The 12,228-nt window shown below is 70.5% G+C and carries 16 protein-coding genes; 11 read left to right on the top strand and 5 right to left on the bottom strand.

All coding sequences use genetic code 11. The features are described from left to right. The 11 genes from AC1D01_RS07740 to AC1D01_RS07690 form a co-directional block, all read left to right on the top strand. On the top strand, positions 1-751 hold a 751-nt coding region (locus AC1D01_RS07740; RefSeq protein WP_477865477.1), incomplete at its 5' end, for an enolase C-terminal domain-like protein. 108 nt (positions 752-859) lie between these two features. Continuing rightward, complete coding sequence (locus AC1D01_RS07735; RefSeq protein WP_477865476.1) at positions 860-2,428, top strand: methyl-accepting chemotaxis protein; 1,569 nt, start codon at positions 860-862, stop codon at positions 2,426-2,428. Between the two features lie 48 nt (positions 2,429-2,476). Continuing rightward, positions 2,477-2,749: a type II toxin-antitoxin system ParD family antitoxin gene (locus AC1D01_RS07730; RefSeq protein ID WP_477865475.1), complete on the top strand. Its 273-nt coding sequence runs from the start codon at positions 2,477-2,479 to the stop codon at positions 2,747-2,749. Continuing rightward, the gene (locus AC1D01_RS07725) at positions 2,746-3,066 is read left to right on the top strand and encodes a type II toxin-antitoxin system RelE/ParE family toxin (RefSeq protein WP_477865474.1); all 321 of its coding nucleotides are present in this window, start codon (positions 2,746-2,748) and stop codon (positions 3,064-3,066) included. Before AC1D01_RS07730 ends, AC1D01_RS07725 begins: the two co-directional genes overlap by 4 nt. Next, on the top strand, positions 3,063-3,488 hold the full coding sequence (locus AC1D01_RS07720) for a DUF3052 domain-containing protein (RefSeq protein WP_477865473.1): 426 nt from the start codon (positions 3,063-3,065) through the stop codon (positions 3,486-3,488). The genes AC1D01_RS07725 and AC1D01_RS07720 overlap by 4 nt, the downstream gene beginning before the upstream one ends. Beyond that, positions 3,469-4,602 carry a hypothetical protein gene (locus AC1D01_RS07715; protein ID WP_477865472.1) on the top strand — a complete coding sequence of 378 codons (1,134 nt, stop codon included), beginning with the start codon at positions 3,469-3,471 and terminating at the stop codon, positions 4,600-4,602. Before AC1D01_RS07720 ends, AC1D01_RS07715 begins: the two co-directional genes overlap by 20 nt. Beyond that, positions 4,602-5,111: an alpha/beta hydrolase gene (locus AC1D01_RS07710; protein ID WP_477865471.1), complete on the top strand. Its 510-nt coding sequence runs from the start codon at positions 4,602-4,604 to the stop codon at positions 5,109-5,111. The genes AC1D01_RS07715 and AC1D01_RS07710 overlap by 1 nt, the downstream gene beginning before the upstream one ends. A 92-nt stretch (positions 5,112-5,203) precedes the next feature. Further along, entirely contained in the window at positions 5,204-5,689 is a 486-nt protein-coding gene (locus AC1D01_RS07705; RefSeq protein ID WP_477865470.1) for a hypothetical protein, read from the top strand. Positions 5,690-5,776: 87 nt separating this feature from the next. Then, on the top strand, positions 5,777-6,166 hold the full coding sequence (locus AC1D01_RS07700) for a VOC family protein (RefSeq protein WP_477865469.1): 390 nt from the start codon (positions 5,777-5,779) through the stop codon (positions 6,164-6,166). Then, on the top strand, positions 6,166-6,690 hold the full coding sequence (locus AC1D01_RS07695) for a class IV adenylate cyclase (RefSeq protein ID WP_477865468.1): 525 nt from the start codon (positions 6,166-6,168) through the stop codon (positions 6,688-6,690). Before AC1D01_RS07700 ends, AC1D01_RS07695 begins: the two co-directional genes overlap by 1 nt. Next, complete coding sequence (locus AC1D01_RS07690) at positions 6,690-7,451, top strand: alpha/beta hydrolase (protein WP_477865467.1); 762 nt, start codon at positions 6,690-6,692, stop codon at positions 7,449-7,451. Before AC1D01_RS07695 ends, AC1D01_RS07690 begins: the two co-directional genes overlap by 1 nt. Before the next feature lie 10 nt (positions 7,452-7,461). On the opposite strand, the gene AC1D01_RS07685 is transcribed toward AC1D01_RS07690, so the two are convergent. The 5 genes from AC1D01_RS07685 to AC1D01_RS07665 form a co-directional block, all read right to left on the bottom strand. Then, the gene (locus AC1D01_RS07685; RefSeq protein WP_477865466.1) at positions 7,462-9,234 is read right to left on the bottom strand and encodes a type IV secretory system conjugative DNA transfer family protein; all 1,773 of its coding nucleotides are present in this window, start codon (positions 9,232-9,234) and stop codon (positions 7,462-7,464) included. A gap of 5 nt (positions 9,235-9,239) precedes the next feature. After that, positions 9,240-10,310 (bottom strand): TadA family conjugal transfer-associated ATPase, encoded by a 1,071-nt coding sequence (locus tag AC1D01_RS07680; protein WP_477865465.1) that lies wholly within the window; start codon positions 10,308-10,310, stop codon positions 9,240-9,242. A gap of 1 nt (position 10,311) precedes the next feature. Further along, positions 10,312-10,779, bottom strand: coding sequence for a hypothetical protein (locus AC1D01_RS07675; RefSeq protein WP_477865464.1), 468 nt, complete (start codon positions 10,777-10,779; stop codon positions 10,312-10,314). Then, positions 10,776-11,396 (bottom strand): hypothetical protein, encoded by a 621-nt coding sequence (locus AC1D01_RS07670; protein WP_477865463.1) that lies wholly within the window; start codon positions 11,394-11,396, stop codon positions 10,776-10,778. Before AC1D01_RS07670 ends, AC1D01_RS07675 begins: the two co-directional genes overlap by 4 nt. Before the next feature lies 1 nt (position 11,397). Beyond that, on the bottom strand, positions 11,398-12,228 hold an 831-nt coding region (locus AC1D01_RS07665), incomplete at its 5' end, for a TraB/TrbI/VirB10 family type IV secretion system protein (protein WP_477865462.1).

Here is a 12,228-nt window from a genome sequence, read left to right as displayed (position 1 = left end):
GGCGCGCTACGGCTTCAACGACTTCAAGCTGAAGGGCGGCGTGCTGCGCGGCGATGAAGAGGTGGAGGTGATCCGCGCGTTGCACGAGCGCTTTCCGACCGCGCGCATCACGCTCGACCCGAACGGCGGCTGGCTGCTGAAGGACGCGATCCGGTTGATGCGCGACATGCGCGGCGTGGTCGCCTATGCCGAGGACCCGTGCGGTGCCGAAGGGGGCTTCTCCGGCCGCGAGGTGATGGCCGAGTTCCGCCGTGCTACCGGCCTGCCGACCGCCACCAACATGATCGCCACCGACTGGCGCCAGCTGAGCCATGCGCTGGCGCTGCAATCGGTCGACATCCCGCTGGCCGACCCGCACTTCTGGACGATGGCCGGCTCGGTGCGCGTCGCGCAGACCTGCCGCGACTGGGGCCTCACCTGGGGCTCGCATTCGAACAACCACTTCGACGTCTCGCTCGCGATGTTCACGCAGGTCGGCGCCGCCGCGCCCGGCAAGGTCACCGCGATCGACACCCACTGGATCTGGCAGGACGGCCAGCGCCTCACGAAGGAGCCGCTGCGCATCGAGGGCGGCCATGTGCAGGTGCCGAAGCGGCCCGGCCTGGGCGTCGAGCTCGACATGGGCGAGGTCGAGAAGGCCCACCAGCTGTACCGCCAGCACGGCCTGGGCTCGCGCGACGACGCGGTCGCGATGCAGTACCTGATTCCCGGCTGGACCTTCGATCCGAAGCGGCCCGCTCTGGACCGCTGACCTCGACCGCTGACCCGGATCGTTGAACCCATCACGAACGGGCCGGATCCACGCTCAAGTGGCGCGGCCGGTGGTCGATAAGCGTGCGTCTCCCCTATCCGACGCACCATGCTCCTCGACAACCTCTCCATCGGCAAGCGCCTCACCGTCGTCCTCGGCCTGATCCTCGGGCTGTCGGTGGCGAGCAGCCTGTATGCGGTGCACACGCTGCACCGCACCAGCGCCGAGATCGACGTGATGATCTCCGACAACGTGAAGACCGAGCGCGCGCTGTCCGACTGGCTGCGCTTCACCACCTCGGGCGTGCAGCGCGCCGCGGCCATCGCCAAGAGCAGCGACCCGAGCCTGATCGAGTACTTCGCCGCTGCCACCGCCGAGTCGATCAAGCTGACCACCGAGCTGCAGAAGCAGATCGAGCCGCAGATGAACCGGCCCGACGAGCGCCGCCAGTACGAGAAGGTCAGCGAGCTGCGCAAGGGCTACCTGGCCGCGCGCGAAGAGGTGAGCAAGCTGAAGCTGGCGGGCGATGCCGACGGTGCCAGCCGCTCGTTCAACGAGCGGTTCGAGCCCACGTCGCGCGAGTACATCGCCGCGGTGCAGGCGCTGTGCAATGCGCAGCGCGAGCAGCTCGACGCCAACGCGCGCGACGCCGAAGCGCGCCGCGCCAGCGCGAACACGCTGCTGATGGTGAGCGCGGCGCTGTCGCTGCTGGTCGGCGTGACGCTGGCCGTGTCGCTGGCGCGCAGCATCACCACGCCGCTGCGTCGGGCCGTGGCGATGGCCGACGCGATCGCCCGCATGGACCTGAGTGCTGCCGCGCAGACCCGCTATGCGCAGGACGAGACCGGCCGGCTGCTGCACTCGATCGACGCGATGCGCAGCGCGCTCACGCGCACGCTGAACGAGGTGCGCGGCGTGGCCGACGGCATCTCGACGGCCAGCACGCAGATCGCGACCGGCAACCAGGACCTGAGCGCGCGCACCGAGCAGGCTGCGAGCAGCCTGCAGCAATCGGCCGCGTCGATGGAGCAGCTGACCGGCACCGTGCGCCAGAGCGCCGAGAGCGCGTCGCAGGCCGCGCAGCTCGCGTCGTCGGCCGCGCAGGTCGCGCAGCGCGGCGGGCAGGTGGTGTCGGAGGTGGTCTCGACGATGGACCAGATCAATGCGAGCTCGAAGAAGATCGCCGACATCATCGGCGTGATCGACGGCATCGCGTTCCAGACCAACATCCTGGCGCTGAATGCGGCTGTCGAAGCGGCGCGCGCCGGCGAGCAGGGCCGCGGTTTCGCGGTGGTGGCGAGCGAGGTGCGCAGCCTCGCGCAGCGCAGCGCCGASGCGGCSCGCGAGATCAAGGGCCTGATTGGCCAGAGCGTCGACAAGGTCGAGGCCGGCAGCCGGCTGGTGCAGGACGCCGGCTCGACGATGGACGAGATCGTCGTCAGCGTGAAGCGCGTGACCGACATGATCAGCGAGATCAGCGCCGCATCGGGCGAGCAGAGCCAGGGCATCGGCCAGGTCAACGTGGCGGTGAGCCAGCTCGACCAGATGACGCAGCAGAACGCCGCGCTGGTCGAGGAATCGGCCGCCGCCGCCGAGAGCCTGAAGGACCAGGCACTGCGGCTGAGCGGGATCATCGGGACGTTCCGGCTGAGCGGGCAGGGAATGACCCCGGTGTGATGGCGGGCGGGCTTGGCGCGACTATCAAACTTTGATAGTGTGCGAGCCATGCCATCCAGCTACGTCATCGGAGAGCACTTCGAAGCCTTCATCCGCGAGCAGATCGCGCAAGGCCGCTATGCCAGCGCGAGCGAGGTGATCCGCGACGGCTTGCGCGTGCTGGAGGACCAGCAGAAGTACCGGGCGACGAAGCTCGACGTGCTGCGCGCCGAGATCGGCAAGGGTGCGGACAGCGGGCCGGGTGTTCCCGCCAAGAAGGTGTTTGCCGACGTGCGCGCGGCCACTGCGAAGGGGCAGGCGAAACCACCGGGTCGCAAATGACGGCGACCTTTTCGCCGGCAGCCAGCGACGACCTGATGGAGATCGCGCTCTTCATCGCCGAGGACAACCCGAAGCGGGCGTTGAGTTTCATCGAGGAGCTCGAAGACACATGCCACCTGCTGTCGGCATCGCCCGGCATCGGCACCGCGCGACCGGATCTGGGCGAGGGCTTGCGCTCGATGCCGCATGGGCGCTACCTGATCTTCTGTCGCCGGCGCGATGCCGAGACTCGGATCGAACGGATCCTCCGCGGCTCGCGCGATGTGGTTCGCTCGGAGGTCATGGGCGACTACGATGAGGCGCGAGGCGACGCATGACCGCGGGCTATTCCGGCACGCCGCTCGCGAAGAAGCTCGGGCTGAAAGAGGGCTGCACCGTTGCGATTCTTGGCGAGCCACCGGGCTACCGAGCGCTGCTGGTGCCGGTTCCCGGCGGTGTCGAGTTCACGAGCCGGGCGACGGGCACCACCGACATCGCGCATGTGTTCGTGACTGCGCATGACGAGCTGGTGGCGCATCTGCAGTCGCTGCGCAAGACGCTGAAGCCCGATGCCGCTCTCTGGGTCTCGTGGCCCAAGAAGGCCTCGAAGGTGCCGACCGACATCACCGAGGACACGATCCGCGAACTCGCGCTGCCGCTGGGCTTCGTCGACATCAAGGTGTGCGCCGTCGACGCGGTGTGGTCGGGGCTGAAGCTGGTCGTGCGCAAGGAATTGCGCAATGAGCAGCGTCGCCCCTGATGCGCCCGCACGGCAGAATCGCGCCGATCATCATCGAATCCAGGGAGGAAGAATGACGGCACAAGGAATTCGCCGGCGCGCTGCTGCGCTGCTGTGGGCGCTCGGATGCGTGTCGGCACTGGGCATGGCTGCAAGCCATGCGCACGCCGAGAGCGCCGCTGCAGACTGCATGGGGACGAGCGACCAGGACCAGGCGGTGCAGAGCCTGCAGACCCTCTATCGCCAGGAGCAGTTCACACCGCTCGATGCCGCGATGGCGTGCCTGATGAAGGCCCGGGGCAGCTTCAGTTCGGGCAAGCCGGGCGCGGCGGCGGTCTATTGGATGTTCCGCCGCCAGATGCCAGCGCCGGGGGCAGACCCGTCCGAGACGGCGCGCATCGCTCGCTGGCGTCAGCAGCGGCCCTCGTCGGTGTTCGCCGAATTCGCAGGCCACCGGCTCCAGTACGCGAATGCCTGGGCCGCGCGTGGCATGGCCCCCGCGGCCCGGGTCGGCGAGCCGGCGTGGGCCTCCTTCGAAACCCAGTTGACGCAGGCCGAGTCCGGCCTGCTGGCGGCAAGCGCCGCATTGCGCGCCACGCCGATCTGGCAGACGCTGCTGCTCGCCGTGACGCAGGACATGCAGTCTCCCCGGCGCAAGCCCGATGAGGTGTTCCAGGAGGCCGTGCGCAGCTGGCCCGACTTCTACGACCTGCATGAGCTCCGGCTGACGCGGCTCGTCCCCCGCTGGGGCGGCAGCTGGGACGATGTGGATGCCAGCATCGACCGCTGGGCCAGGCAGCGCGAGACCGCGCAGGGCGCTGCGCTCTATGCGCGGCTCTACCTCGGCGTGATCGACGCGTCCRGCACGGATCCGCGGCAGACCCGGCTGGCGTGGCCGCGCATGAAGGCGGGTCTCGACGAGCTGGTCGCGCGCCACCCCGATCCGTCGTTCAGGAATGCTGCCGCCAGCGTCGCCTGCGTCTACGGCGATGTGCCCTATCACCAGGCCGCGATGCGGCGCATCGCTCCGGCAGAAGCGCGACCGTCGGCGTGGATCCGGGGCACGAGTCCCGCGGCGTGCGCGGCATGGATGCGGCTGCGACCCGAGCCGGCCGCTTCCTCCGCGGGCGTGTGATGCGACGCGTCGCGCGGGTCGTGGCCGGTCTCGCGACCAGTGCGGTGCTGGTGGCGCTGGCCGGCCTCGGTGCCGGCGAGGCGCTCAGCTCGCCGGCCACGCGCACCATGGCGCACGCCGAACCGGCGCCCGATGCCGTGGTGCTCGAATCGATGTACCCGACGATCGAGGAGGCCGTCGTCGACCGGTTGACGCGCCGTCTCGGGCCGGTCGGGTCGGCGCTTGCACCGCTGCTGCTGTGGCAGCTTCCGCTGCGCACCGGGATCTCGCCCGATCAACTGCGCCCGGTCGACGCGATCGCCTCGCTGAAGGCGCCGGTGCTCGCCGCCGCCGGCACGCGTGACGAGCACACCACCCTCGCCGAAAGCCGGCGCATCTTCGACGCGGCGCGTGAGCCGAAGCAGTTCTGGGCGGTCGACGGGGCGGCCCACGTCGACCTGTTCAACGCCGGGCCCGAGGCCTGGCGCACGACCGTGATCGCGTTCCTGGACCGGTACCTGGTCCGCTGACCCCACTTCCTCAGGCATTTCGACACGCCCCTTACCGGTGCGAACCCGCCTCGGCGGCAAACAGGCCCGCAAGCCGCTAGCATCGCCCGGTCATGGAATTCAGTCCCGAACTGTTCGCGGCGATCGTCGCCGCAGTCGCCTTCATCGCCGGCCTGTGGCTCGTGCGAGCCCGCCGCCGCCAGACCCGCACCCGCGGCGGCAGCGGCCGTGCGCGCGGCCCGGCCAACCTGCGCTTCACCTGCGCCAACTGCACCAAGCAGTTCACGCATTCGCGCCGCACGCTGGTCGCCTATGAGCAGGGCTCGCRCCAGTTCTTCTGCAACGCCTGCCACACGCGCTGGCGCGGCTCTCAATCGGTGATCCAGAACCGCACGCACGGGCCCGGCGAGATGCTGGCCCGCCGCGATGCCCAGCAGGCCAAGCAGGCGCACCTGGCCGAGGCGGCCAAGCGCGTGCAGCCGCCTGCGCCGGGCACGGCGTCGAGCGCCGACGCGAAGAAGGGCTGCCTCGGCGCGGTCGCGTTGCTGGTGGCGGCACCGGCGATCCTCGGCTGGGCGGCGGCGCACTACTATTTTTGAGGGGCGGCTTGCGAAATCCGCATGACCCGGGCTGGACCGCTGTGACATAGTGTCCCGGTCGCGCCCCGTCCTTCGCACCCGCCGCCCATGTCTCCAGAGCCCCTGATCGCCGTGCGCGATCTCGAATCCAGCTGCCACTGGTACCAATCCGTGCTCGGCCTGCGCAGCAGCGCCGCGGGTGTCGACGACGAGACGCTGCTGTGTGGCGAACGCGTCGTGATGCGGCTGCGGCCGTGGGACACCCGCCACCACCCGCACCTCGGCCGGCCCGACAGCAGTGCCCGCGGCAACGGCATGCTGCTGTGGTTCCGCACCGACGATTTCGATGCCGCCGTGCTGCGCGTGCGCCAGCAGGCCGCCCAGGTGCTCGAAGGGCCCGGGGTCGATCCGAACCACGGCCGCCGCGAGATCTGGCTGCGCGACCCCGACGGCTACGTCGTCGTGCTGGCCGGCCCCGAAGGCGAGGTGGCCGTCTGATGGCACGCAACATCGAGATCAAGGCCCGGATCGAGGGCATCGAACGGCTCGAACCGCGCGTCGCCGCGCTCGCGCAGCAGGGGCCGACGCCGATCGCGCAGGACGACACCTTCTTCCGCTGCGACAACGGCCGCCTGAAGCTGCGTGCGTTCTCGGACACCGAAGGCGAGCTGATCTTCTACCGCCGAGCCGACCAGGCCGGCCCGAAGGAATCGTTCTACCTGCGCTCGACGACCGCCGAGCCGGCGGCGCTGCGCGAGGTGCTCACGCTGGCCCACGGCCAGGCGGGCCGGGTGCGCAAGCAGCGCACGCTGTACCTGGTGGGCCGCACGCGCGTGCACCTCGACCGCGTCGAGGGGCTGGGCGATTTCCTGGAGCTCGAGGTCGTGCTGCGCGAGGGCGAACCCGCCGAAGCGGGTGTCGCCGAGGCGCATGCGCTGATGGCGCAGCTGCAGGTGTCGGCCGGGCAGCTCGTCGAGCGGGCCTATGTCGACCTGTTGTCCTCCGCCGGGCGGCCTTCCTGATGCTCAAACTCCTGGGCGTCGTGGTGGCACTGGTCGTGGTCGGCTACCTCGGCCTGTGCGGCACGCTCTATGCCTTCCAGCGCTCGCTGCTCTACTTCCCGCAGCCGCGCACCGGCCCACCGGCCGGCGAGATCACGCTGCCGGGCATCGCGGTGGCAGTGCGCGCATCGGTGCGGCCGCATGACGGCCCGCAGGCGCTGCTCTACTTCGGTGGCAATGGCGAGGATGTCTCGCAGACCCTGCCCGAACTGGCGCGCACCTTCCCCGACCACGCGATCTACGCGATGCACTACCGCGGTTACGGCCGCAGCGACGGCTCGCCGTCGGAAGCCGCGCTGCAGGGCGACGCGCTGGCGCTGTACGACCTGGTTTCGCGCTCGCATGCGCGCGTGTCGGCGATCGGCCGCAGCCTCGGTTCGGGCATCGCGATCCGCGTCGCACGCGAACGCCCGGTGTCGCGCCTCGTGCTCGTGACGCCCTACGACAGCATCGCGGCCCTGGCCTCGGCGCAGTTCCGCTGGCTCCCGGTGCGCTGGCTGCTGCAGGACCCCTACGAGTCGGTCCGCGTCGCGCCGGCCATCGCGGTGCCGACGACGCTGGTCGCCGCCGAGCACGACGAAGTGATCCCCCGCGCGAACACCGAACGCCTGCTGACGGCCTTCGCGCCGGGCGTCGCGACGATGATCGTCATCCGCGACGCGGGCCACAACGATCTCTCCCGCCTGCCGGCCTACGGCCTCGCGCTGCGCACCGGCTTCTAGCGCTCAGCCTTCACGCCGCCGCGTCGGTCGCACTCTCCTCGGCCGCCTTCGCCACCGGCTTGCGGTACAGCACCCGCGCGGTGTCCGCCTTCACGAAACAGGTGTAGACCACCTCGGCCAGCCGCTCCGGGGCGTACAGCACGCCCACGCGCGGCGACAGGCTCAGCATCTCGTTCGGCGAGATCACCGGCACCTCCAGGTCCGACAGCATCCGCTTCGGCGTGTAGGCCTCGCCGCCGAAGCGGTTGTATTCGACGCTCGCCGATTTGGTCACGCGCACGATCTTCGTGCCCGACAGCAGGCTCGCCCATTCGGCCGTCTCCGGGTCGCTCGCGCGGTACAGCAGCTTCACCTGGCAGTTCACCAGCACGCCCGATTCGATCGCCTGCACGTTCAGCGTGCGGTCCTCGGGGCTGCGCAGGTCGTGGATCGACTGGTGCAGCAGCACCATGTTCACCTTGAAGCCGGCGATCGTCGCGAGCGCGTCGCTCACTTCCTGCGAGATCATGAACTTCAGCTCGTCGATCGCCAGCGTGAGCTGCCGCGTGCGCTCCGGTGCGAGGCGCCGCGCCTCCTGGATCACCTCGGTCACGAAGGCCTGCGTCGCGCGGCGGATCGTCGGGTCGTCGAGCGAGCCGCGCACGTAGATCGTGGCGCCTGCCTTCAGCGCCTCGCCGATCTTGTTGCCGCCGCCCTTCTTCGGGTTCAGCGAGGGCAGCATGCCGAACTCCACCAGGTTGTCGTAGAGCCGGCTCGCGCCCTCCTTCAGCGGCTTGCCGTCCTCGCCGCGCTGCTCCAGCGCCGCGCGCAGCCCGGCGATGCTGGTGCCCGAGCGCGGCATGATGGTGTCGAGGATGGCGCGCTCGCGCGACTTGTAGAAGTCGGAGCCGTCGCCGGTGTTGTTGAGCCCGAAGCAGGCGCAGATGCGCGAGCGCCGGTCGCGCGGCGCGCCGCCCTCGAACGGCGCCCAGCGCGTGTCCTCGTTGCCGAGGTCGATGTAGATGAAGCGCTGGCCGGCGCGCTCGCAGGCCTCGGCCATGATGTACGGGATGAAGGCATCGGCCTTCGGGTCGATGTAGACCACCGAGTGGCCCTGCTCGATCGCCTGCTCCAGCATCACGCCCAGCACCACGCCCTTGCCGAAGCGCGTCGGGCCGACGATCTGCATGTGCGTCGCGCGGAAGGTCTCGGCCGCGAGGAACATCGGCTTGCCGGCCGCATCGAGCCCGATGAAGACCTGGCCGTCGCGGCGATGCCGGCGCGGGTCGAAATCGCGCGCCTTCAGCCGGCCGACCTCGTTGCGGATGTCGCTCTGCTTGTGGTCCTCCTGCCGCACCACGAGCCGCTGCACCAGGCGCGACATCTGCGGCGTCAGGTAGCSCGCCGAGGCGACGCGCGCGGTCCAGCCGAGCAGCATGCCGGCCGGCAGCAGCCAGCCCCAGCGCCAGGCCTGGCGCGACACGTAGTCGACGAACCACGCATGGCCCTGCCCGGGCGCGTTGCCGAGCGCCGCCACGGTGGCGAAGTACATGCCCGGCCAGAAGATCAGCACCAGCGCGACCAGCGCATACACCGCCACCCGGCGCAGCGCGATCTTCATCACCTCCCAGATGCCGTACTCGGCCTCCTTGGCCGGCGGCACGCGCCACGGCAGCACGTTGATCAGCGCGAGCGTGGTCAGCGCGAGGGCGGTGCACACCCACCACCAGGGCGTGGACCAGCGCATCGCGGCGATCACCGCCTGCGAGACCGTGCCGTTCAATGCATCCTGCAGTCCGTTCATGCCGTTCATGCGTCGTCGTCCCGGGTGTAGAGCATGCGGCGCATCGATGGCGCCTTCACCTGCTCGTGCCGTCCTTCGTGGTGGTTCCAGCGCCACAGCAGGTGGAACTCGCCGTCGTCGAGCTCGGCCACCTCGACGATGCGCCGGCCGTGGTGTGGCGTCTTCTGCGCGTGGACGATCACGTCGAGGTTGTTGCGCACCTGGCGCTGCACGTGCTCGTACGGAATGGCCGAGAAGCCGGCCGCGGCCAGATTGGTCAGGCGGTCGATGGTGTCGAGCGCGCTGTTGGCGTGGATGGTCGACAGGATGCCGGAGTGGCCGGTGTTGGCCGCCGTCAGCAGCGCCTCGGCGGCCGCGCCGTCGCGCACCTCGCCGACGATCAGCCGCTGCGGCTCCATGCGCAGCGCGTTCTTCACGAGCCGGCTCATCGTCAGCGGCTCCACGTCCTTCGCGAAGCGGTGCGGCGCCTCGAGCGCCACCCAGTGCCGGCTGTCGATCTGCAGCTCGGCGGTGTCCTCGATGCTGACGATGCGGTCCTCCGGCGGGATGAAGTTCGACACCGCGTTCAAGAGCGTCGTCTTGCCGCTGCCGGTGCCGCCCGAGACCAGCACGTTGAAGCGGTTCAGCATCGCCAGGCGCAGGTAGCGGAACATCTCGCGGTTGAACGAGCCGCTGGCCAGCAGCGCCTCGGCGGTGAAGCGCAGCTTGGGGAACAGCCGCACCGTCATGTTGCTGCCGGTCACGCCGGTCGGCGCGAGCACCGCGTTGATGCGCGAGCCATCGTCGAGCCGCGCGTCGAGCAGCGGGCGCTCGATCGGGTGCACCTCCTGGCCGAGTGCGTTGGCGATCTGCTCGATCGCGGTGACGAAGTGGAACTCGTTGCTCCAGCGCGCATCGACCGGCGCGAACTCGCCGTGCCGCATGATGTAGACGCTGTCGAAGCGGTTCACGAAGATGCCGGTCACGCCCTCGAGCCGGAAGAACGGCTCGATCGGGCTCAGGTAGTGCCGCACCAGCTCCCACTGGAGCTTGACGGCGCTCTGCGCCTGCGGGCTTTGCGGATCGTTGGCGGTCATGTCAGCGCAGCCGGGCGAGTTCGCGCTGCAGCGCGTCGACGTTGTCGGCATGGCGGGCGGCGGCCTGGCGCGCCTGGGTCTGGGCCTCGGCATCGCCGGCGGGCGCTGCCTTGACGATCTCGCGGGCGCGGGCCAGCAACTGCTGCTCGGTGCGCAGTTCGGCATCGATGATCGCGCGGCGGTCGGTGTCGCGCTCGCGCTGCAGCGCCACCGGGATGCGGCGGTCGGCGGGCCCCGGTTGCGTGCGCGGGGGGGCGGCGGCCTGCAGCGGCTTGACCGGTGCATCGAGCGCCGAGGCGCGCGTCGCGAGCGGCGTGCAATCGCGCTGACGCGCCTCGGCATCGCCGACCAGGTTGGTGACGATGCTGCGGCCCGGTTCCTGCAGCGACGGGCAGCGGTACAGCGCGGCCTGCGCCGGCAGGCACACGATGCAAGGCAGCACGCACGACAAGCGCAGCACGACCCTCATGACGGCGCCCTCCAGGTCGCGATGCCCTGCAGCACCAGCACCAGCGCTGCGAGCGGGATGAAGGTGAAGTGCAGCGGCCAGCGGCGGGTGCGTCGGGCGCGGTTGCGCCGGCAGGCCGGGGCGATCGCCAGCGCCAGCAGCGCGGTGTGCGCGAACGCGGTGGTCGCGATCGCGCCGCCACGCCCGGCCAGTGCGAGCGCCAGGCACCACAGCAGCAACAGCAGGTTCAGCGCGAAGGCATAGGCCAGCGCGCCGCGCTGCGGGCTCACCTCGAACAGCCCGGGGTCGAGGATCTGCGTCACGCGGTACAGCGCGAGCATCGACGGCAGTGCCATCAGCCACGCGAGCCAGGCCGGCGCGAGCACGCTGGTGACGATCAGCGGTGCGCACGCCGTCAGGTACGGCAGCAGCGACCAGCGCAGCTGCGCGTGCGCATAGTCGCCATCGGCCAGGCGCAGCAGCAGCTCGCGCAGGTGCTTTACCCCCGTTCGGGCTGAGCCTGTCGAAGCCTTCGTGCCACGCGAGCAAGACCCTTCGACAGGCTCAGGTCCTTCGACAAGCTCAGGATGATCGGGCCCTTCGACAAGCTCAGGGCGAACGGAGGCAGGCGCCGTCATTTCAGCGCATCGATTGAGGAGCCACCGCCGGCGCGAACTCGTCGATCGGCGCCCACGCGCGCAGGAACAGCTCGTCGTCGAGGAACACGTTCATCGGCGTGCCCGGCTTCACGACGATGGTCGGCACCAGGTTCAGGTAGCGCGACGCGACGCGCCGTCCCACGTCGGCCAGGCCCGCCGCGATCTCGGCCCCGGCGTCGCGCCCGGCCAGCACGCTGACCGCGAGGTTGGTGTCGTTGCTGGTCGAGCGCACCGCGCGCGTCGCGGCCAGCCCGCCGATCACGCCGTAGGCCGCGACGCCGCCGAGCGTCGCGAGGAAATGCCGGTTCACGTCGCCCTCCAGCGCGGCCACGCCGGCGCCGTCGAGCATCGCGCTGCGCGACAGGTCGATGCGCGCGCCGTTGGGCAGCACCAGCCACTGCGCGATCAGCGCCATGCGCTCGTTGATCGCCTCGTTGACCGGCTTCGGCCGCGCCGAGCTGCCGAGCACGCGCGTGCCCTTCGGGATCAGGATCACGTCCTGGTTCAGGTCGTAGATGTCGCGCGCGATCAGCGYGCGCCAGCGGCCCTCCCAGTCGGAGTTGACCTCGATGTCGAGCACCGCGGCCATCACCGTGCCGACCGGCACCAGGTACTCGCCCTCGCGCTGCGCATCACCCTTTTCGCGGCGCGCGGTGGCGGTCTGGCCGACCACCGCGCCCGAGGCCTGCGCGCCGGCGAGGTCGCGCACGTAGCGCGCCGGGTCGTCGGCGCTGCCGCGCACGCGGTCGATCGCCTGGCGCAGGCGCGTGAGGGTCGACTGCGATGGCGCAGCCTGCGCATCCGCCCCCAC

The sequence above is a fragment of the Rhizobacter sp. P3_B12 genome (genome assembly GCF_056402895.1).
This window is presented reverse-complemented; position numbering and strand designations above follow the sequence as displayed.

Bases quoted from the DNA above. Each gene is read 5' to 3' on its own strand.
- AC1D01_RS07710 (WP_477865471.1), top strand. From the start codon at position 4,602: ATGCGACGCGTCGCGCGGGTCGTGGCCGGTCTCGCGACCAGTGCGGTG.
- AC1D01_RS07730 (WP_477865475.1), top strand. From the start codon at position 2,477: ATGCCATCCAGCTACGTCATCGGAGAGCACTTCGAAGCCTTCATCCGC.
- AC1D01_RS07695 (WP_477865468.1), top strand. From the start codon at position 6,166: ATGGCACGCAACATCGAGATCAAGGCCCGGATCGAGGGCATCGAACGG.
- AC1D01_RS07670 (WP_477865463.1), bottom strand. From the start codon at position 11,396: ATGACGGCGCCTGCCTCCGTTCGCCCTGAGCTTGTCGAAGGGCCCGAT.
- AC1D01_RS07680 (WP_477865465.1), bottom strand. From the start codon at position 10,310: ATGACCGCCAACGATCCGCAAAGCCCGCAGGCGCAGAGCGCCGTCAAG.
- AC1D01_RS07690 (WP_477865467.1), top strand. From the start codon at position 6,690: ATGCTCAAACTCCTGGGCGTCGTGGTGGCACTGGTCGTGGTCGGCTAC.
- AC1D01_RS07700 (WP_477865469.1), top strand. From the start codon at position 5,777: ATGTCTCCAGAGCCCCTGATCGCCGTGCGCGATCTCGAATCCAGCTGC.
- AC1D01_RS07725 (WP_477865474.1), top strand. From the start codon at position 2,746: ATGACGGCGACCTTTTCGCCGGCAGCCAGCGACGACCTGATGGAGATC.
- AC1D01_RS07675 (WP_477865464.1), bottom strand. From the start codon at position 10,779: ATGAGGGTCGTGCTGCGCTTGTCGTGCGTGCTGCCTTGCATCGTGTGC.
- AC1D01_RS07720 (WP_477865473.1), top strand. From the start codon at position 3,063: ATGACCGCGGGCTATTCCGGCACGCCGCTCGCGAAGAAGCTCGGGCTG.